The sequence below is a fragment of the Bradyrhizobium sp. SZCCHNRI2009 genome, assembly GCF_032485115.1.
In the GTDB taxonomy this organism is placed as follows: domain Bacteria; phylum Pseudomonadota; class Alphaproteobacteria; order Rhizobiales; family Xanthobacteraceae; genus Bradyrhizobium.
Window position 1 is genome coordinate 268,700 of sequence record NZ_JAUEUH010000002.1, and the last position, 18,498, is coordinate 287,197.

At 64.3% G+C, this 18,498-nt stretch carries 21 protein-coding genes; 15 read left to right on the plus strand and 6 right to left on the minus strand.

Annotated elements, in window-relative coordinates; translation table 11 throughout:
* Nucleotides 1-9: 9 nt before the first annotated feature.
* Nucleotides 10-744 (minus strand): metallophosphoesterase family protein, encoded by a 735-nt coding sequence (locus QX041_RS08840; protein ID WP_316165023.1) that lies wholly within the window; start codon nucleotides 742-744, stop codon nucleotides 10-12.
* 1,065 nt (nucleotides 745-1,809) lie between these two features.
* On the opposite strand from QX041_RS08840, the gene QX041_RS08845 reads away from it, so the two are divergent.
* From QX041_RS08845 to QX041_RS08880, 8 genes are all read left to right on the plus strand, one after another.
* Nucleotides 1,810-2,958 carry a thiolase domain-containing protein gene (locus tag QX041_RS08845; RefSeq protein WP_316165024.1) on the plus strand — a complete coding sequence of 383 codons (1,149 nt, stop codon included), beginning with the start codon at nucleotides 1,810-1,812 and terminating at the stop codon, nucleotides 2,956-2,958.
* A complete protein-coding gene (locus tag QX041_RS08850; RefSeq protein WP_316165026.1) occupies nucleotides 2,958-3,347 on the plus strand; it encodes a Zn-ribbon domain-containing OB-fold protein in 390 nt (129 codons plus the stop codon). The genes QX041_RS08845 and QX041_RS08850 overlap by 1 nt, the downstream gene beginning before the upstream one ends.
* 249 nt (nucleotides 3,348-3,596) lie before the next feature.
* Nucleotides 3,597-4,457 carry a MaoC family dehydratase gene (locus QX041_RS08855; protein WP_316165028.1) on the plus strand — a complete coding sequence of 287 codons (861 nt, stop codon included), beginning with the start codon at nucleotides 3,597-3,599 and terminating at the stop codon, nucleotides 4,455-4,457.
* An 86-nt stretch (nucleotides 4,458-4,543) separates the two neighbouring features.
* Complete coding sequence (locus tag QX041_RS08860) at nucleotides 4,544-5,422, plus strand: SDR family oxidoreductase (RefSeq protein ID WP_316165029.1); 879 nt, start codon at nucleotides 4,544-4,546, stop codon at nucleotides 5,420-5,422.
* 75 nt (nucleotides 5,423-5,497) lie between these two features.
* Nucleotides 5,498-6,451, plus strand: coding sequence for a dihydrodipicolinate synthase family protein (locus tag QX041_RS08865; protein WP_315827824.1), 954 nt, complete (start codon nucleotides 5,498-5,500; stop codon nucleotides 6,449-6,451).
* Nucleotides 6,452-6,453: 2 nt separating this feature from the next.
* Nucleotides 6,454-7,257 carry an NUDIX hydrolase gene (locus tag QX041_RS08870; RefSeq protein WP_316165031.1) on the plus strand — a complete coding sequence of 268 codons (804 nt, stop codon included), beginning with the start codon at nucleotides 6,454-6,456 and terminating at the stop codon, nucleotides 7,255-7,257.
* 113 nt (nucleotides 7,258-7,370) lie between these two features.
* Nucleotides 7,371-10,052 (plus strand): PAS domain S-box protein, encoded by a 2,682-nt coding sequence (locus QX041_RS08875; RefSeq protein WP_316165437.1) that lies wholly within the window; start codon nucleotides 7,371-7,373, stop codon nucleotides 10,050-10,052.
* 117 nt (nucleotides 10,053-10,169) lie between these two features.
* A complete protein-coding gene (locus QX041_RS08880; protein ID WP_410051861.1) occupies nucleotides 10,170-10,625 on the plus strand; it encodes a hypothetical protein in 456 nt (151 codons plus the stop codon).
* A 16-nt stretch (nucleotides 10,626-10,641) separates the two neighbouring features.
* On the opposite strand, the gene QX041_RS08885 is transcribed toward QX041_RS08880, so the two are convergent.
* Nucleotides 10,642-11,025 carry a VOC family protein gene (locus tag QX041_RS08885; RefSeq protein WP_316165033.1) on the minus strand — a complete coding sequence of 128 codons (384 nt, stop codon included), beginning with the start codon at nucleotides 11,023-11,025 and terminating at the stop codon, nucleotides 10,642-10,644.
* Nucleotides 11,026-11,248: 223 nt separating this feature from the next.
* Here QX041_RS08885 and QX041_RS08890 point away from each other — a divergent pair, with 223 nt between their 5' ends.
* From QX041_RS08890 to QX041_RS08905, 4 genes are all read left to right on the plus strand, one after another.
* Entirely contained in the window at nucleotides 11,249-11,959 is a 711-nt protein-coding gene (locus tag QX041_RS08890; RefSeq protein WP_316165034.1) for a hypothetical protein, read from the plus strand.
* Between the two features lie 114 nt (nucleotides 11,960-12,073).
* Complete coding sequence (locus QX041_RS08895) at nucleotides 12,074-12,538, plus strand: hypothetical protein (protein ID WP_315827829.1); 465 nt, start codon at nucleotides 12,074-12,076, stop codon at nucleotides 12,536-12,538.
* A 202-nt stretch (nucleotides 12,539-12,740) separates the two neighbouring features.
* On the plus strand, nucleotides 12,741-13,154 hold the full coding sequence (locus QX041_RS08900) for a DUF3775 domain-containing protein (protein WP_315752592.1): 414 nt from the start codon (nucleotides 12,741-12,743) through the stop codon (nucleotides 13,152-13,154).
* 70 nt (nucleotides 13,155-13,224) lie between these two features.
* On the plus strand, nucleotides 13,225-13,671 hold the full coding sequence (locus QX041_RS08905) for a host attachment protein (RefSeq protein ID WP_316165035.1): 447 nt from the start codon (nucleotides 13,225-13,227) through the stop codon (nucleotides 13,669-13,671).
* Nucleotides 13,672-13,731: 60 nt separating this feature from the next.
* Here QX041_RS08905 and QX041_RS08910 read toward each other — a convergent pair whose 3' ends face one another.
* Both QX041_RS08910 and QX041_RS08915 read right to left on the minus strand, forming a co-directional pair.
* Complete coding sequence (locus QX041_RS08910) at nucleotides 13,732-13,926, minus strand: hypothetical protein (protein WP_316165036.1); 195 nt, start codon at nucleotides 13,924-13,926, stop codon at nucleotides 13,732-13,734.
* 158 nt (nucleotides 13,927-14,084) lie between these two features.
* A complete protein-coding gene (locus QX041_RS08915) occupies nucleotides 14,085-14,270 on the minus strand; it encodes a hypothetical protein (protein ID WP_315752594.1) in 186 nt (61 codons plus the stop codon).
* Nucleotides 14,271-14,726: 456 nt separating this feature from the next.
* On the opposite strand from QX041_RS08915, the gene QX041_RS34370 reads away from it, so the two are divergent.
* Nucleotides 14,727-14,966, plus strand: coding sequence for a hypothetical protein (locus QX041_RS34370; protein WP_409999270.1), 240 nt, complete (start codon nucleotides 14,727-14,729; stop codon nucleotides 14,964-14,966).
* Nucleotides 14,967-15,041: 75 nt separating this feature from the next.
* Here the strand turns inward: QX041_RS34370 and QX041_RS08920 are convergent, their stop codons facing one another.
* A complete protein-coding gene (locus QX041_RS08920; protein ID WP_315717677.1) occupies nucleotides 15,042-15,254 on the minus strand; it encodes a hypothetical protein in 213 nt (70 codons plus the stop codon).
* 129 nt (nucleotides 15,255-15,383) lie between these two features.
* Nucleotides 15,384-16,568 (minus strand): acyltransferase, encoded by a 1,185-nt coding sequence (locus QX041_RS08925; protein WP_316165038.1) that lies wholly within the window; start codon nucleotides 16,566-16,568, stop codon nucleotides 15,384-15,386.
* A gap of 555 nt (nucleotides 16,569-17,123) precedes the next feature.
* Between QX041_RS08925 and QX041_RS08930 the strand changes: the two genes are divergently transcribed.
* Nucleotides 17,124-17,519 carry a hypothetical protein gene (locus tag QX041_RS08930; RefSeq protein WP_315717679.1) on the plus strand — a complete coding sequence of 132 codons (396 nt, stop codon included), beginning with the start codon at nucleotides 17,124-17,126 and terminating at the stop codon, nucleotides 17,517-17,519.
* 222 nt (nucleotides 17,520-17,741) lie between these two features.
* Nucleotides 17,742-18,494, plus strand: coding sequence for a hypothetical protein (locus QX041_RS08935; protein WP_315717680.1), 753 nt, complete (start codon nucleotides 17,742-17,744; stop codon nucleotides 18,492-18,494).
* The last annotated feature ends 4 nt before the right edge of the window (nucleotides 18,495-18,498 follow it).

Here is an 18,498-nt window from a genome sequence, read left to right on the forward strand (position 1 = left end):
CGACGGCCGTCACCCGACCCAGCCGGTCGCGATGGCATTCGCCCAGTCGTGCATGCCCTTGCGTCGTGCGAGTGCCGCCATCCGCGCGGGATCGTACGGCACATAGCGGATTGTCAGCGACCACCGTCCAAGCCGTTGCTCCGCGATCGCATAGCAGGCATCGGGCGTCCCGGTCTCGACGTGGTAGCCGTGCGGAGGGCGGCCGCGATAGCCGGGTAGCCCGACGCTGCCGGGATTGACGACGAGCCGGCCATCGCTGAGCCGGACAATGCGCGGAATGTGGCTGTGTCCGCACAGGATCAGCGAGGCATCGATGCCGGCGGCCCGTGCTTCGATACGCGCAAGGGGGCTCTGACGCAGCGTGCCATAGGCGGTGACCTCATCGAGCCAGAACACGGCGTCGTCGTCCGGCGCGGCATGGCACAGGAAGACGTCGTCGTGATAGATCAGCGTCGCCGGCTGCGCCGCCAACCAGCCGACATGCACCTGATCGAGGGCGCGGACGTCGCTGCGCCCCGTGTCTCCCGCACGATAGAGATCGATCATGTGCCGGTCCTGATCGCCCCGGATCGACGGAAAGTCGCGTGCCATCAGCATCTCCGCCGTTCGAACCGGTTCGAGCGGGCCGCTGAGATGATCACCGAGATTGACGACCTCATCGATGCCGAGCGCCGCAATGTCCTTCAGGACCGCGGCCAGCGCGTCGGAATTTCCGTGAATGTCGGCAATGGCCGCAAACCGCATGGGAGCCTCCGTTCAGAGAACGGCCGGCAGGGATTTTCCATGCGGGACCCGTTCGCTTTAGCTGCATTTTGAGACGCGCCCGCAAGCTGATGGTCAAATCGGCGCTTGACGGTGTTGATAGCATGGGCCGTCGGGGGCGAACAACCTGTAGGCAGCAGTCGTGCAGCTCGAGCCGTGTTGCCGCTGATCTCTGAAACGCTATTCTCCGGCGCCGCCCTTGTTGTCGTGCGGTAGCGACCGCAAAGCGGTTTGGAATATCTCGGCTGCTTCGTTGGAGCGGTTCAGCAAGCACTATTCCAGCCCAAAGATTTCTCTTTACGAATATCAGAAATCATGCTCTATTGTGCGTATCCCGCCTCGGTACGGAGGGGCGTAGCGCGCGATCGTCACGACACGCGGGGCGGGGAGCGATGGCCGTGGTTTTGCCGCAGCGTGTCCCTGGATGCGCGGACGAACGGCGAGGCCGCGGACGCGAAGTCGCAGCGTGCTGGCACCCCGACGCTGGTGCTACGTTCGCGACGGCGCTTGCGCGCCGCGCGGGCAATGGTGGCCAACAAGCCCGGCGCACCAGGCAGACTGCGTATAAGCGTGAAGACCATCGCGCAGGGAAGGCCGGGTGTTCTCGGCTGCACCTGTGGTACCTGCCGCCTGCATTTTTTTCGCAGGCGGGCCGCAGGCGTCAGCCGACGCCTGGCCTTCCCTGCGCCCTCCGACTTGACGAGGGTGAACGAGATGAGCATGACCCGGGCAGTGTCTGTCGCGGGATTGCGATGGTGTGGCTTGTGCGAGAATCCCACCACGCACTCCGCTGTCATCGCCCGGCTTGAACCGGGCGATCCAGTACGCCGCGGCGTCTCGATCCAATCATTGCGATCCCTGGACGACGGGACGTCCGGTCAGCCGGAGGATGACAGCGTGGGCGCTGTCGCGTGCAGCATCGAAATATGTCGCTTGGGTGCGACCATCTCCACCCCGCGGAATATTTTCCACGCTTGCCAAGCTCTATCCAACGGTCCAAAAAATCTCCAACCACCTGGGACGAAACGACAGGAAGCGGAGACGGAGTTGACCATCAAGGGCAAGGCCTACATTGCCGGGATCTATGAGCATCCGACCCGGCATGCACCCGACAAATCCACCGCGCAGCTGCATGCCGAGGTCGCCAAGGGCGCGCTCGAGGATGCGGGTCTCAGCGCGAAGGATGTCGACGGCTATTTCTGCGCCGGCGACGCGCCGGGCGGCGCGTGGCCGATGGTCGACTATCTCGGGCTGAAGGTCCGGCACATCGACTCCACCGAGACCGGCGGCTGCTCCTATCTCATCCATGTTGGCCATGCCGCCGAGGCCATCGCCGCCGGTAAATGCTCGATCGCGCTGATCACCTTGGCCGGCAAGCCGCGCACCGGGCCGATGCCGCCGCGTGCCGCTGGCGCCGAGGCCGATTTCGAGATGGCCTATGGCGCCACCACCCACAACGCCTATGGCATGTGCGCGATGCGCCACATGCACGATTACGGCACCACGTCGGAGCAGCTCGCCTGGATCAAGGTCGCGGCCTCGCATCACGCGCAGTACAATCCGCATGCGATGCTGAAGGAGGTCGTCACGGTCGAGGACGTGATCAACTCGCCGATGATCTCCGATCCGCTGCACCGCATGGATTGCTGCGTCGTCACCGACGGCGGCGGCGCGCTGATCGTGACCACGCCGGAGATCGCCAGGAGTCTGAAGAAGCCGCTGGTGCGTCTCATCGGCCATGGCGAGGCGATGAAGGGGCCGCGCGGCGGCAAGAACCTCGATCTCACCTATTCCGCCGGTGTGTGGTCCGGCCCGCGCGCCTTCGAGGAAGCGGGTGTGACCCCCAAGGACATCAAATACGCCTCGATCTATGACAGCTTCACCATCACCGTGCTGATGCAGCTCGAGGATCTCGGCTTCTGCAAGAAGGGTGAGGGCGGCAAGTTCGTCGCCGACGGCAATCTCATCTCCGGTGTCGGCAAGCTGCCGTTCAACACCGATGGCGGCGGCCTCTGCAGCAACCATCCCGTCAACCGCGGCGGCATGACCAAGGTGATCGAGGCCGTGCGCCAGCTGCGCGGCGAAGCCCATCCCAAGGTGCAGGTGCAAAACTGCGATCTCGCCATCGCCCATGGCACCGGTGGCCTGCTCGGCGTGCGCCACGCCGCCTCGACCTGCATTCTGGAGCGCGTCTGATGTCCGAAGCGAAGAAACTGCCGGCCCCCATCACCAATCCCGAGACCAAGGCGTTCTGGGATGCCGCGGCCGAGGGCAAGTTCATGATCAAGCGCTGCACGGCCTGTGGCGAGGCGCATTATTTTCCGCGCTCGATCTGCCCGTTCTGCTTCTCGGACCAGACGGTGTGGGAGCAGAGCGCGGGCGAGGGGGAAATCTACACGTTCTCGATCATGCGGAAGTCGCCGACCGGCCCTTACGCGATCGGCTACGTCACCTTGAAGGAGGGCCCGTCGCTGCAGACCAATTTCGTCGATTGCGATTTCGACGTGTTGAAGATCGGCCAGAAGGTGAAGGTGGTGTTCAAGCCGACCGACGGCGCCCCGCTGCCGTTCTTCACGCCGGTTTAGGAGAGGGAGCAAAGATGCATCCACGCGTCATTGCGAGGAGCGAAGCGACGAAGCAATCCAGAGTCCTTGCGCAGCTCTGGATTGCTTCGCTCCGCTCGCAATGACGGATGCGGAACGAGCGGTGTGCTCCACGACGAGTGCGTAGGGTGGGCAAAGGTGCAGAGCGCCGTGCCCACCGTTCTACCAAGAAAGGCGGTGGGCACGCTTCGCTTTTCCCACCCTACAAAGAACGAGGTTTGGGGAGGCAACATGCCGATCAACTACGATGAGCTGATGGCGATGAAGGCGATCGCGCAGAACTACGCCTACACCGATCGCGAGGTGATGCTCTACGCCTACGGCATCGGCATGGGGGCCGATCCGATGGATGAGAAGGAGCTTGCCTTCGTCAACGAGGCTACGGCCGAGCCGCGTCCACTGAAGGTGGTGCCGACCTTTGCCTCCGTCGCCGCCTGGGGCGCGGGCCCCGGCGACATGAAGCTGAACCGCGTGCTGGTCGTCGACGGCGAGCGCGACATCACCTTTCACAAGCCGCTGGCGGTGGCGGCGAAGATCACGGCCGACTCCTCCGTGCTCGCGGTGTCCGACAAGGGCAAGGACAAGGGCGCGGTCATCCGCCATCAGACGATCTTGCGCGACGAGGGCGGCGCTCCGCTGGCGACCCTGGTGGCCTCGCGCTTCGCCCGCGGTGATGGCGGCTTCGGCGGTCCCTCGGGCGGCATCCCCGACCCGCATCCGGTGCCGTCGCGTGCACCCGACCGCAGCGTCGAGATCCCGACGCGGCCGGACCAGGCGCTGATCTACCGCCTCTGCGGCGACCGCAATCCGCTGCACTCGGATCCCGAATTCGCGCGCCGCGCGGGCTTCCCGCGGCCGATTCTGCACGGCATGTGCACCTACGGCCTGACCTGCCGCGCCGTGCTGCAGACCTACGCCGACTACGATGCGTCAGCCTTCCGCCAGCACGCCGCGCGATTCTCCTCGCCGGTGTTTCCCGGCGAGACCGTGACGGTCGATCTGTGGAAGGACGGCGACGTGATCTCATTCGAAGCGCGCGTCACCGCGCGCAACGTCACCGTGATCAAGAACGGCAAGACCGTGCTGGGTTGATTATTGCTATGTGAGGCACGTCTGTTAGTTGCCGTCAAGCCCGGCCATGACGGGCAACAAAAGACACGGCGCAGGAGGAGACACCCATGGGACTGCTCGACGGCAAGGTGGCGCTGATCACCGGCGCAGGTGGCGGTCTCGGTGAGGCCTATGCAAAACTATTCGCACGCGAAGGCGCGGCGGTGGTCGTGAACGACCTCGGTGGCCCGCGCGACGGCTCCGGCTCGGACCTGTCGATGGCCGAGCAGGTGGTGGCGGCCATCACCGCTGAAGGCGGCCGCGCCGTCGCCAACGGCGCCGACGTCTCGACCATGGCCGGCGGCCAGTCGGTGTTCGACGATGCCATCCGCCATTTCGGTTGCGCCGACATCCTGGTCAACAATGCCGGCATCCTGCGCGACCAGACCTTCGCCAAGTCGAGCGAGGCCGACTGGGACAAGGTGGTCCAGGTGCACCTCAAGGGCACGTTCTGCTGCACGCTTCCCGTGTTCCGTTGGATGCGCGACAATGGCGGCGGCGTCATCGTCAACACCTCCTCGACCTCGGGCCTGATCGGCAATTTCGGCCAGTCCAATTACGGCGCCGCGAAGGGCGGTATCTGGGGCCTGTCGAACGTGCTGGCGATCGAGGGACGCAAGTACAACATCCGGGTGTGGACCTTGGCGCCGGGCGCACTGACCCGCATGACCGCGGACCTGCCGCGCTACAAGGAAAACCCGGGCGCGGCGCTGACGCCCGAGGGCATCGCGCCAGCCGTGCTCTACATGGTCAGCAGACTCTCGGGGGATCAGACCGGCAAGGTGCTCGGCGTGTCGGGTCCGCGCGGCGTGCGCGAGTTGCGTATGATGGAAATGGACGGCTGGAAACCGCCGTCGTCGGCGTGGAAAGCGGAGGACATCGCCGCCCATGCAGAGGAGATATTCTTTTCGGAGGCCGATATAGCCAAGTCCGCACGGCGGTTTTGATGTATTCAGGTCGTCATTCTGGGCCTGCGCTTGGCGCGTCCGGAATGACGCCAGAGAGATTGGAGACCAGACGAGATGAAGCTCACCGCCGCCGCCAAAGGCACCTTCGCGATCGCGCCGACGCCGTTCCATGATGACGGTCGCATCGACGAGGCCTCGATCGACCGGTTGGTCGATTTCTATGCCGAGGCCGGCTGCGACGGCATCACCGTGTTGGGCATCATGGGCGAGGCGCCGAAACTGGACGCCGCTGAATCCGAGCAGGTTGCAGTGCGCTTTGCCAAGCGGGCCAAGAACCTGCAGATCATCGTCGGTGTCTCCGCGCCGGGTTTTGCCACCATGCGCGCGCTGGCGCGCGCCTCGATGGATGCGGGCGCTGCCGGCGTGATGATCGCGCCGCCGCCGAGCCTGCGCACCGATGATCAGATCACGAGCTATTTCAAGCAGGCCCAGGAGGCCATCGGCGAGGACGTTCCGTGGGTGCTGCAGGACTATCCGCTGACGCTGAGCGTCCAGTTCACGCCGGCCGTCATCCGCAAGATCGTCATGGACAGCCCCTCCTGCGTGATGCTCAAGCACGAGGACTGGCCGGGCCTGGAGAAGATCTCGACGCTGCGCGCGTTCCAGAAGGACGGCTCGCTGCGGCCGCTGTCGATACTGTGCGGCAATGGCGGCCTGTTCCTCGACTTCGAGATGGAGCGCGGCGCCGACGGTGCCATGACCGGCTACGCCTTCCCTGAAATGCTGGTCGACGTGGTCAAGCTGTCGCAGGCGGGCAAGCGCGACGCCGCGCATGACCTGTTCGACGCGCATCTGCCGCTGGTGCGCTACGAGCAGCAGCCGGGGGCAGGGCTGGCCGTGCGCAAATACGTGCTGCAGAAGCGCGGCGCGATCGCCTCCAGCGCGCAGCGCAGGCCGGCCTCCGCGATCACGGCCGCGGCCAGGGCCGAGGTCGACTATCTCTTGTCGCGCGTGGCGCGTTACGACGCGCGTGCCAATCTGCAACCTCGTGCCACCGCCGCGGAGTGACCATGGCTGACGCTGCCGCCGTCCGTCCCGCCTCGACCGTGCTGCTGCTGCGCGACAGCGCAGTCGCACGCGAGATCGAGGTGTTCATGATGGTGCGTCACCATCAGATCGAGTTCAACTCGGGCGCCCTGGTGTTTCCCGGCGGTAGCGTCGACAGAGGCGATCAGGAGATCGCCGGCAGGCCGGAGCTCTATGCCGGCGACGAGGGTCTTGAAGCCGAGGCGCTCGGCTTCCGCATCGCCGGGGTGCGCGAGACCTTCGAGGAGAGCGGCATCCTGCTGGCGCGGCTGCGCCGATCGGACGCGCTGATCGAGGCCGCTGCCGCTCGCGACATCGAGGCGGCGCATCGTCTGGCGCTGTGCGAGGGCAAGATCAGCTTTCTCCAGGTTCTGGAGGCTCACGGTCTGGTGCTGGCGCTCGATGCGCTCGTTCCCTACGCCCATTGGATCACGCCCGAGGGCATGCCGAAGCGCTTCGACACCTGGTTCTTTCTGGCGGCGGCGCCGCCGGACCAACTCGGCGCCCATGACGGCCGAGAATCGACCGATTCCGTCTGGGTCTCGCCGCGCGAGGCGCTGGCCGGCGGCGAGGACGGCCGGTTCAAGCTGCCGTTCCCGACCACGCGCAACCTGATCCGGCTCGGCAAGCAGCCCGCGGTGGCCGACGCCCTGGCGGCGGCGCGGGACATGGACATCGTCACCGTGATGCCGGTCATGACCAAGACCGCCGAGGGCGGTCGCCAGCTGCGCATTCCGCGCGAGGCGGGCTATGATGGGGAGGTGTTCGAGTTCGGTGCGGCCGGTTAACCGCACAGGCTATTTTTCGTCCGGCGGATGATGCGCGGACGAAAATTGTTCTCTATATGTTCATTTGGCCGCCCGGCGGCTCGTATATAGTGCGGTTCCGACCATCGGATCCCATGAGTAGATTACCGGACCTCGACACGGCCTGCAGCAGCCTCCGATCGATGACGATCGGGCGGATGATCTTTGGCAGCTTTTTGCTGCTGCTTGCCGTCATCACCGCGACCAGCATGGCGAGCGTGATCGCCATTCGGCATATCGATTCGACCTTTGCCGAGTTGCAGCGGCTGCAGGGCGTCGGCGATCTCGCCGAGGAGATCGACCAGCGCATGAACGAGCTGCGGCTCGCGGCGCGCGATTTCGTCACCGATCCCGGCTCGCGCTCCGACCGTGCCATGGAGGCGGCGACCGAGCTCAGCGCGCTCCTGAAGAAGACGCGCCTGCAGCTCGCACCGGAGCAGCAGGCGACCATCGACGGCGTTGCCCAGCGGCTCGCCAATTACCGCGAAGGCATCGACCGCATCAGCGCGCTGATCGCGCGGCGTGCCGAGCTGCTGTCGGGTTTGCCGACGGCGCGCGAGAGCTTCGAGGACGCCATCGCCGGCCTGACTGATCGCGCCACGGCGCGGGCCTTGTTCCAGGTGCAGAATCAGGTCGGCGCGGCGCTGCTGGCGCGCGACCCGGCCGGCGCCGAGCAGGCCGCCCGCAGCATGCGCGCAATGCCGATCGAGGACAGCGCGCTTCGTGCGGCCGCCGACCGCTATGCCGAGGCGATCATCGCCATTGCCGGCACCGAGGACGAGATCGCGCGCCTCGACAAGGAGGTGCTGGGCATCGAGGGGCGGCTGATCGGCCGGGTCACCGAGTTGCTGCGCGCCCTGAGCGCAAGCCAGGGCAAGGTGCTGTCGCGCGACTTCGCCCGCACCTTGGCGGAGACGAAATGGCAAAGCATCATCTTCGGCACGGCGGGCGTTCTGATCGGCATCTTCGCTGCGTCCTTCGTGGTCCGGCGCACCGTGCGGCCGCTGGCCTCGATCGCGCGCTCGATCAGGGCGCTGGCGGCGGGCGAAAAGGCGGCGTCGATCCCGCAGACCGACGTTCAGAACGAGATCGGCGACATCGCGCGGGCGGCGGAAGTCTTCCGGCAGACTTTGCAGGATGCCGACGCGGCGCGTGAGGCGGCGGTCCGCGCGCTGGCCGAGCAGCGGCTGGCCGAGGAGAGCTATCGCAAGCTGTTCGAAGCTTCGATCGACGGCATCTATGTGACCACACCGAGTGGTCTCGTGCTCAATGCCAATCCGGCGCTCGCGCGCATCATGGGCTACGAATCCGCGAGCGAGCTGATCCAGAGCGTGAACGACATCGCGGATACGATCTATGTCCATCCCCTGGCGCGCGAACGCTATCAGCGGCTGATGCGGCGCGACGGCATGGTGCGCGAGTTCGAATACCAGGTGCGGCGGCGCACCGGCGAGATCCGCTGGCTTTCCGACAGCGGCACGGTGGTGCGGGATGAGAACGGCGAGGTGGTTCGCTACGAAGGCGTGGTCCGCGACATCACGGATCAGAAGCGCGCCGAGGACGCGATCGCTGAAGGCCGGCGATTGCTGCAGCAGGTCATCGACACGGTGCCGGCGGTGATCAACGTCAAGGATCGCGAGCTGCGCTATGTCCTGATGAACCGCTACATGGCCGGCATCTTCAACGTCGAGCCCGAGGATGCGCTCGGCCGCACCACGGGCGAGCTGATGTCGCGCTACGGCGCGAACAAGACGGACTCGAACGACAAGCGCGTGCTGGCGACGAAGGCCGGCCTCGGGTTCTACGAGGAGGAATACCTCGATTCATGCAACGTCATGCGGCAATGGCTGGTCAACAAGCTGCCGCTTCTCGACGCCGACGGCGAGGTCGACAAGATCGTCACGGTGGCGCTCGACATCGGCGAGCGCAAGAAGAGCGAACTGGAGATGCGCAAGGCCAAGGAGGCCGCCGAGACGGCGCTCCGGAACCTGCGCGACACCCAGGCCTCGCTGATCGAAGCCGAGAAGCTCGCGGCGCTCGGGCGGATGGTCGCCGGCGTTGCCCACGAGGTCAACAACCCCGTCGGCATCAGCCTGACGGTCGCTTCCGCGCTCGAGCGCAAGACCGAGCGCTTCAGCGAGGCGGTCACGCGGGGTGAGCTGCGGCGGTCGAGCCTCAACGAGTTCATCGAGATGAGCCGCAGCGCCGCGGGGCAGCTCGTCGCCAACCTCAATCGCGCGGCCGAACTGATCCAGTCGTTCAAGCAGGTCGCAGCGGACCGCAACTACTCCGATCAGCGCACCTTCGATCTCGCCGATCTCACCGAGCAGGTGGTGATGAGCCTGCGCCCGGGTGTGCGCAGACAGAACCTGACGGTGAACGTGGATTGCCAGCCCGATCTGGTGATGAACAGCTACCCCGGGCCTTACGGGCAGGTCCTGACCAATCTGTTCCTCAATGCGGTCGCGCACGCGTTTCCGGACGGCAGGAGCGGTGTGATCGAAATCAGGGCGCGGGAGTCCGGCCGCGACAATGTCGAGATCGTCTTTTCCGACAATGGCTGCGGCATGTCGCTCGACGTCCGCCGCCGCGCCTTCGATCCTTTCTTCACGACGCGCCGCGACCAGGGCGGCACCGGCCTGGGCCTTCACATCGTCTACAGCATCGTGACCAGCCGGCTCGGCGGCCGGCTCGATCTGGACTCCGAGCCTGGCGCGGGCACGCGCATCCAGATCATTCTGCCGCGGGTCGCACCTCTCGAGCAGGCGGCCGAGTAGGGAGATCTGCGTAAACCCCCGGATTGACTCTCACGAAGCCGAGATCGAATCGAAATCTGGCCCGGTTGATGCATTTCCATCCCGCGCACCCTGGGGTGGTGCAGGAGCCAGATGGAAATGAGCAGATGGATCGGGTCCCGCGGCCATGGGCCGCATCGCGCTGATCGTGCCGACATCAGCAACACGGGTTCGAGGCGGCAGGCGGTCGCGCGATGGAAGCCGCCTGTCCAAGTCAGCAGTGCGGCGCTGTTGATCGCACTCGCCGCGCCACCGTCACTGGCGCGTGATCGCGGCCAGTATGCGAACTCGTCGCCGGAGATCAAGGCATGGTTCGACGGTCTGCGCAGCGGCAAGGGCCCATGCTGCTCTGACGCCGACGGCAGCGCCGTCAGCGATGTCGACTGGGAGAGCAGGGGCGGTCACTACCGCGTCCGTATCGAGGGGGAATGGCTCGATGTTCCCGACGACGCGGTCATCACCGAGCCCAACCGTGTCGGCCGCACCATGGTATGGCCGATGCGCGGCTATCAGGGCCTCCAGATTCGCTGCTTCATGCCGGGCAGCATGACGTAGCCGTGCGGGACGGCGGTCAGACGTATTTCTTGTCGCGCTCCAGGAGCTCGATGGAAATGCCCTGCGGCCCGCGGATGAAGCAGATGCGAACACCGGGGCGGATCGTGGTCGGCTCGGTCGTGAAGGTGACGCCTTTGGCCTTGAGCTCGGCGGCCGCGGCGTCGATGTCCTTCACGGTGAGGCCGAAATGATCGAGGCCCTGGTGCGGCGTCGTAGGCGGCGCGTTGACGCCGTCGCCCGGCTCGACCTTGGCGATGAACACGCTGGCACCGCCGAGCCTGACGTCGATGCGGCCGGGATTGCGGATGATCTCGCCGCCGAGAATGTCGTGAAGCCAGCTGGCGGTGGCTTCCGGGTCCGGGCTGCGGAGATGGATGTGGTCCCACGTGACATTCAACATCGTCGAGATCTTTCGAAGGAGTGAACCGCCCGCGGCGGGGGCGGCGTTTCTTGAGGTGTCGGCAACTGTGCGGATGTCTACCGGTCTGTCAGCGGCCGCGCCAGCCCGGCCGACCGACCGGTATCCGGGCCTGCCCTCCAATTGTCGGCTTTGCATGCAACCCTATCGATGTTTGCCGATTGAAGCTTCCAGATGCCCCCGCCGGGCAGCCGATGGTGCAGACATGAGCGCGGGTCTCTTTCGTTTGCTGGGACGCAAGCCCGATGCCGCGGCGTCGCTGGCCATGCGCCGAAGCGACGGAGCGTCCATCCCTTTGGGAGCCGCCGTGTCGGGGTTGGCGATCTTCGCGCTGGTCATGTTCAGCACAGTCGGGTGGCTGATCATGTCGGTCGAAGAGGAGGAGGTGGCCGACCCCAGCCTCACGCGGGTCGGATCGGCCCCCCCGAGCAGCGGCTACGAAGGAGACGAAGACGGGACTGAGACGTCGCGTCGGCTCTCGCCCGTGGTGCCCGGTCTGGCGGATGCATCCAATCCGCACCCCGATTCGTCCCCCGTGGTCGGCTCCGGCCGGAACGTCATGGACGCCAATGCCAGCCTGTCGCCGACGATGCCGCCTGCGTCATCCCCTGCGCTCGACCCGGCCGCTCTGTCCGGCCTGCGGATCAGTTCCCAGTCGTGGCGGCGCGGCGGTCTTGGATCGAAGGCGCTGGTGACCTTTACGCTACGGAATGCCAACAGTTTCGCAATCAAGGACGTCGAAATCACCTGCGCCTTCAGCCGGCGGGACGGTGGTCACGTCACCGACCGCCGACGGATCGTGCCCGGCCAAGTCGGGTCGCGCAGCCGGAAGACCTTCGCGGCGGTCCATGTCGGATTCGTCAACGTTAACGTCAGCGCGGCCAAATGCACGCTGGTTGCAGCGACGAAAATCTAATTATGTCGCGCTAGTCTCCCGCGGTCTTTGAACCCGAGCGTTCGACGCGGGAACATACTGTCATGATCCTCCGTTAGGTGGATGTCGGCGCAGGTGCCGACGGAGCGGTAAATTATGCCCATTCTGCGTTACTTTATGTTCGTCGGTGGAACTCTGCTGGCGCTGCTCGTCCTGGCGGATGCCGTGCTTCCCAGCGTGCCATTGCCTGCAAGCCTGTCGTCTGCGTCGGATCTTCCCCCGGTGCGCATTCAGTCCACGAGAAAGTGGCCGGAGCGGATCGTGATGGACACCTCGATCGCCACGCCAGCTCCGGTGAAGCTCGCGAAGGCGGAGCAGCCTGCGGCAGAAGTCGCCAAGAGCAGTCCCCGCGACGCCTTCGCGCAGATGAGCGCCGTCGAGGCCAACCCGCAGGTTGCGGCAGTGAAGGCCGCCGAGAAGCCTCGCGCGACCCGGATTGCCGACACAGGCAAGCCGGCTGCAGAGGTGAAGAAGCGAAGGATCGCAAGAGCTCATCCGGGCAGACCGATGATCCTGGTCGCGCAGCAGCCGCGTGTCGGCTCTTTCGATTGGACCTGGTAGTATCGATCGTCCGCAGTCCCTGGTCGATCCAAGCAGTCCCGCTGCAATCGCGCCGCGGGGCGGTTGAACTCGCGCGGGCTGTTGCGCCGTTTTTCACGCCGCCACACTGCCTTGATCTTGCGCAAAGTGCGCTCCTTCCGGAACGCCTAGCGTCTCTGCATGGGACCTGGGAGCGTTTGCCCGGGGACCCAGGAGACGCTGAATGACGACTACCACGCCCACCCTCTCAATCTCGCCGGAGAAGGTCGCCTTCGTCGTGACCAAAATCCACAAGCACGAAATGGAAGCGACCGAACCCGAATTGCTGGCAGATTTGGCAGATGACGACGCGGCGCCCGGTACCGCTGGGCGAGGCCTGAACACTGACAGGTCGGAGCTCGTCAGCTTCATCAGGGGCCTCAATGTCGACGAACAGATCGATCTGGTCACGCTGATGTGGCTGGGCCGGGGCGACGGCTCGCTGGACAATTGGGATGAGCTTCGTGCGCAGGCCGCTCAGGCACACAACAATCGCACCGCGACGTACCTGATCGAAACTCCGATGCTCGGCGACTATCTGGAGGAGGCTCTCTCGGAGTTCGGCCTTTCCTTGGAAGATTTCGAAGAAGGCATATAGCTGGGGGCAGTTTCTCCCGATGGGCTCGCCAGCACATTCTTCGCTGCAATTCGGATGATGGAGTAATCTCATGGACAAGATGAAGGTCGGAACCGGTGATTGGATCGTCGTGTGCGACGGGCGCAAGGCGCTGATCCTCGAGAACGTCGGTGACAGCATGTTTCCGAACCTGCACACCAAAGAGGTCCGTGAGCAGGAGAACGACCGCACGAGCGCTCAGGGCACCGACGCTCCCGGCTCGGTGCAGCAGTCATTCGGCAATGCTCGGAGTTCAGTGGATCAGACGGATTGGCATGATCAGGCTGAGCGCGCCTTTCTCAAGCAGCTTGCTGATCGCCTGCATCATGCTGTCATTTCAGGCGAAACCAAAGCCGTCACGATGGTGGCGTCGCCGCGCGCGCTCGGGATCATCCGCGCCGACTATTCCGACGCGGTACGAAAGGCGCTGCATGGCGAGATCCACAAGGATCTGGTCAAGCTTCCGGTCTACGAAATCGAAAAACAACTGCTCGCCTGAGTCGGGCTTTCTCATGCCAATGACTGTCCGGAGACCCTGTTCGCGGTGACCGCGACGGGATCAATGTGTGCTTTCATGCGACGGTGTCGATACCGGCGCAGCAGGCACCAAGCTTGCGCCCAGGTGCGCAGCTCCTTTTTCGACGATCTCGTAACCGCAATCATCCAGCCAGGCGATCAGGCGATCGGCCATGGCGTAATCCCAGGTCGGGTAGGAGCGTGCGATGACCTGGCGTGGTGTGAGCTTGCGAGACATTGGTAATCCTTCCCTGATCTCATGCTGCTCGATGAAACGTCGAGCGTTGGTCTTGTCATCTTGAACCCCAGAACGGGATGCGCAGTTCCTGCGCCGCCCGAGCGCTGCCACTTGAGGAGCGCTGATCGTTCACAGCGCCCCGGCGGAAGGGGCTCCATTCATCGAGCGCCGATCAGGTGTGGCCGCGCGTCATCGGTCACGAGAGCCGCGGTGCGCTCCGGCTTCTTCTCCACGATCTCGTAACCGCAATGATCGAGCCATGCGATCAACCGGTCCGCCATGGCATAGTCCCAACTGGGATAGGATCTGGCGATGACTTCGCGGACTGAAAGCTTTCGTGTCATGATGTCGATCTATCGCTCCCTGCATTCGCCACGGCCCGTCCGGCACGCATCCGGACGATCCAAGGCTGGCCGGCAGTTCGTGCCGCCGGCTCCTGATGTTGTTTGGCTCGTCACGTTTCTAAGCGCGCGCGCCCCAACGCCTTGATCAACTGGCGTGGAGAGGTGACTTTTTCGCTTCCGGCTCGCCCAGGCTGCGCAATCATCGCCCAACATGGTGAAAACCTTCTCGCTACATGGTTTCCCATTCCCGTGCACGGATATGGCGCAGTCGTGCGCGTAGTAGGGCTGGAGTGTGGTGGCGACGCGGTGTTTCGTCACAGGCTGGCGGCGACGATCTCCGACGAAATCTCAGCCCGAGCAGGCGGGGACAGACGGAGGAACGGTTTGGCACCTTCATGGTTTCCGCTGGGGCGCGGTCGCAGGGGCTCGTCGCCTCAGAGCCAATGGAGCGAAGCGATGAGGCTGATGTTTTGGGTCGTGCTGCTGACCGGCCTTGCGGCAGGGGCGGGCCGGTTGGTCGCCAATGAGTCCTGCGGCCCTGGGTGCCACGTCGCGCCGAATGGCGGCTGCGTCGTGAATGGCTGGGAGGTAGGAGCGCCGGTGTGGAACGAATGCCCTGCGGGCGCTCGGCCAAGGCCGCCGTGCGGAACCGCGTTCAAATGGAGCAAACAGGCGAAGGCCTGTGTCAGCAGGTGAACATACGATGGCTGATCATCGGCGCGGGAGCGTGGATCGGACTGCCGGCTGCCGCGAGCCTTGCCGTGCCTTGTATCAGGAGGCAGACGAAGCTGCTGCCGTTGGCGACACGGGCGAGACGTCCAAAGTGAACAGGCGCTGATCCCCAGCGGTCTCCGAATGCGCCAGCACCTGTTCGAGCAAGGCGATGACCGCGACCGCCCGCGCCCGTTCGTTGGTATCGTCGTAGCTCGTTGTCGCAAGGACGGTCCCGTTGGCTTCGCACATCGCCTTGATCTCAACAATCATCGTTGCATCCCTTGCCGTTCCGGAGGCCTGAGATTGGCGGCAATCATGTTAAATTCGTGCAAAATGGTCCGAATAAACCGCTGGTAGAAGGGCACCGCGAAGCACGGGCCGACCGATGACCCGGCGCGCTCAGACCGGGCTATGGATCACGTCGCGCGGTGCGCTGGTGCCGAAGGTTCTCCGTAACCATGTTCGCGAGGGCGCCTCGATGAGCATGTAGGTGAACCAGGCCATCGCCGTCGCAATCGCAACGAACAGACCGAGCCGCAGCGCGAGCTCAAGAGCGCCAGGAGCATCTGACTTTCCGATCATCGCAAGCCGAATGAGAAAGGGATGCAGCAGATAGATCGAATAGCTGCATTCGCCACCAATGATCAGGGCTCTGGACGACAGCCAAGCGGCATGACCGTACCGACTTGCTGCGACGAAGACGATCGAAAATCCCGAGATCTCGATGAGACGTACGGCAAGTTCGATCGCGAACGACCAGCCGGGCAGACGAGGCTGCAGAAACAGCAGCACAGGCGCACAGACGAGGCTCGCCAGCGAAAGCCAGAACAGGAGCCTCACGCAGCGTCGCTCCCGATCACCGACGCCGGCATCCGCGCGGTTCCTGTAGATCATGGCGGCAAGGCAGCCGGCCAGGAACTGAGCGATGTGAAGATAGGGAGAGTAGTAGGTCAGCCACTGCATCCCGTTTTGCGTAAGGCTCGGCGCGGCGGCCCGTAGCAACGCATCGCCGAAGGTGAAGGCGGCTGCGATCGTCAGCGCGAACGTCACGATGTTCGCCAGCGCGATCCAGATGATCGTGGGCAGCCGGACGACGGCTGCAAACAGCAGGCAGACGAATGGAAACAGCAGGTAGAAGAACAGCTCCACGCTGATGGACCAGAGGTGCTGCAGCGACGGCACGACTGCGACCAGCATGGTGCCGTTCTGCACGGGAAACCAGGCTTGCGTCATCGTGAGGATGAAGCCGAGCGACGGGGCCGAGAGACCTCGCGCGATCACGACGTATGCGACGACTGCGAGCGTAATCACGGCGTACATGGGGTAGAGCCGGGCGAAGCGCGCGATGGCAAATTCGCGAAGAGCGCTTCCGAGCGGTTGCGACTGGAAGCGCGCGGCATAGTTGAGCCACAGGACGAATCCGCTCAGCACGAAGAACATTGTCATTCCGATGCTGCTGACTTGTGCGATGAGCTCGGGCAGCAGGCCTTGCGCCAACGACGGGGCGCCATGGCCGACGGCGACCGTTGCGGCCGCGACGAAGCGTAAGCCGGTCAGCGAGCCGATGAAGCGTTGCTCGTTCACTTTGAGGGATGGTCCTGATGCTTGGGAGGCGCTCCGGCTGTTGTAGAAACAGCAGGGCCTGGAGGCAACCCGACGCCGGCCGGAGACGGGGATTGCCGCCCGCTCGAGCGACGATCTGGCGTTCAGGCCAGAGATGACTCTGCACCGTGATCGCTCCGACGTCCGCCGTGGCGGCGTTGCACGTTGCTGTCAACGAACTGAAAAATATAGAAAAATTAGCCTTGGCATCGGCGGTCAACGGTCGAGCGATTTCCCGGCGCGGCAGACGATCGGCGGGAAGGTCGGGCAACAGGCCGACAGAGTTTGAAGAAATCCGGGTAGAGCAGCTCCTGCAGCGGATCGTGCCCGTTGCGAAAAGCCGCCGGGACTCCTCGATCCGCGGGAGGTGACGGCCAGGGCCATGGTCGCACCTGCGTGGGATGCGGAGCCCCGTCCGGACGGGTGCCGGGGCCGGATTGCAAATGGACTCGCAAACCGGCGGCGGCTAGTTATTTGTCACCCTCCGGCTGGTCATTTTGCATGACGCTGAGCGCTTGAACGAGGACGGAAGCCGCCTTGCCCGCTGCGCCATCTCAGCTCACCGATCAAACCGTCAACACCCAGCTGACGACGAATTGCAATGCGCAGGTGGCTGCAACGTTCGACACGAATGACAGCACCTGGGTGACCTTCTTTTTCAACGGTACGATCCCGTGCTGGAGAGCGCTGGTGTCGATTGGCGAAGTAGAGGTCGAACTGACCGAGGACATTGCAATTGCAGGCATTGTCCTGCGCAAGGGGCTGACGGTGACCATGCACCCGATGGGTCGCTACTACACGGTCACGATGAGCGGGGAGATTGTCGATTCCGGAAAGGAGAGCAGCTTTACCGGATTCGTGCTCGGCTCGTTCATCCGGTCCGCAGCGATGAAGCGTGCGATGCAGATGCTTCGGAAACAAGTCAGCCGCTGAGCGGCGCCCGGCTTCGCCTGAAATGTAAACACCAGAATGTGACCGGGCGTTGGGGGAAGACTGTGATCTGGCCCGATTGACCACCGTCGCGAACCCTGTTACACGCCACAACCTCTGATAGATTTCAATCATTGGTAGCTTAGTCGATTTTCCATTCGTTTCAGCCGCGCCGGCAGTTGCGTACTGCGGGTTTTGATCTGTGTTTTATAAAAGGAGATAGCCATGGCTCATCATGAAGGCGTGCGTTTTTCGGCTCCTGCCGTCGTTACCACTCCCACAAGCCCCAACACCGAGGTCGTCGCGACGCCGACGGGCGATCAAAACAACACGACGCAGCTCGTGTTCGAGTATCAGGGGCGCATTCCGGTCTGGACGCCGGTGGTCTCGCAGGCACAACCTCAAGTCGTTTTGGCGGCTGACATCACGATCGGCGCAACGACTTGGCGCAAGGGCATTACGATCCAGTATGCGGCGCTGGGATCGACCCAGTACACCGTGACCATCATCTCGGGCGAGATCGTGGACGATCGTGGGCTCTACTTGCTCCAGGGCGTGACGCTCGGCATCTTCCCGATCGGTTTGGATGTCAAGGCAGCGCCATCCGCGACCGCACGGACCGAGGAATATCCGCGCGCGGCCTTCACGGCGCTGCCGACGGTGAACACCCCGACCAGCCCGAACAGCAACGTGGTGACGACGCCGAGCGGCGACACCAACAACACGACCTACGTCTCATTCCAGTACCAGGGACGAATTCCGGTCTGGACGCCGATCGTCTCGCAGTCCCAGATCACTGCGGTCCTCGCCGCTGATATCACGATCGGCGCGACGACGTGGAAGGCGGGCATCACGGTGCAATATGCTGCGCTGGGCTCGGCCCAATATACGGTGACCATCATCAAGGGCGACATCATCGACGATCGTGCCCTCTATTCACTGGCGGGCACCTTGCTCGGCATCTTCCCGATCGGGTGATACG

Bases quoted from the DNA above. Each gene is read 5' to 3' on its own strand.
- QX041_RS08840 (WP_316165023.1), bottom strand. From the start codon at position 744: ATGCGGTTTGCGGCCATTGCCGACATTCACGGAAATTCCGACGCGCTG.
- QX041_RS08850 (WP_316165026.1), top strand. From the start codon at position 2,958: ATGTCCGAAGCGAAGAAACTGCCGGCCCCCATCACCAATCCCGAGACC.
- QX041_RS08855 (WP_316165028.1), top strand. From the start codon at position 3,597: ATGCCGATCAACTACGATGAGCTGATGGCGATGAAGGCGATCGCGCAG.
- QX041_RS08860 (WP_316165029.1), top strand. From the start codon at position 4,544: ATGGGACTGCTCGACGGCAAGGTGGCGCTGATCACCGGCGCAGGTGGC.
- QX041_RS08865 (WP_315827824.1), top strand. From the start codon at position 5,498: ATGAAGCTCACCGCCGCCGCCAAAGGCACCTTCGCGATCGCGCCGACG.
- QX041_RS08870 (WP_316165031.1), top strand. From the start codon at position 6,454: ATGGCTGACGCTGCCGCCGTCCGTCCCGCCTCGACCGTGCTGCTGCTG.
- QX041_RS08875 (WP_316165437.1), top strand. From the start codon at position 7,371: ATGAGTAGATTACCGGACCTCGACACGGCCTGCAGCAGCCTCCGATCG.
- QX041_RS08880 (WP_410051861.1), top strand. From the start codon at position 10,170: ATGAGCAGATGGATCGGGTCCCGCGGCCATGGGCCGCATCGCGCTGAT.
- QX041_RS08885 (WP_316165033.1), bottom strand. From the start codon at position 11,025: ATGTTGAATGTCACGTGGGACCACATCCATCTCCGCAGCCCGGACCCG.
- QX041_RS08890 (WP_316165034.1), top strand. From the start codon at position 11,249: ATGAGCGCGGGTCTCTTTCGTTTGCTGGGACGCAAGCCCGATGCCGCG.
- QX041_RS08895 (WP_315827829.1), top strand. From the start codon at position 12,074: ATGCCCATTCTGCGTTACTTTATGTTCGTCGGTGGAACTCTGCTGGCG.
- QX041_RS08900 (WP_315752592.1), top strand. From the start codon at position 12,741: ATGACGACTACCACGCCCACCCTCTCAATCTCGCCGGAGAAGGTCGCC.
- QX041_RS08905 (WP_316165035.1), top strand. From the start codon at position 13,225: ATGGACAAGATGAAGGTCGGAACCGGTGATTGGATCGTCGTGTGCGAC.
- QX041_RS08910 (WP_316165036.1), bottom strand. From the start codon at position 13,926: ATGTCTCGCAAGCTCACACCACGCCAGGTCATCGCACGCTCCTACCCG.
- QX041_RS08915 (WP_315752594.1), bottom strand. From the start codon at position 14,270: ATGACACGAAAGCTTTCAGTCCGCGAAGTCATCGCCAGATCCTATCCC.
- QX041_RS34370 (WP_409999270.1), top strand. From the start codon at position 14,727: ATGAGGCTGATGTTTTGGGTCGTGCTGCTGACCGGCCTTGCGGCAGGG.
- QX041_RS08920 (WP_315717677.1), bottom strand. From the start codon at position 15,254: ATGATTGTTGAGATCAAGGCGATGTGCGAAGCCAACGGGACCGTCCTT.
- QX041_RS08935 (WP_315717680.1), top strand. From the start codon at position 17,742: ATGGCTCATCATGAAGGCGTGCGTTTTTCGGCTCCTGCCGTCGTTACC.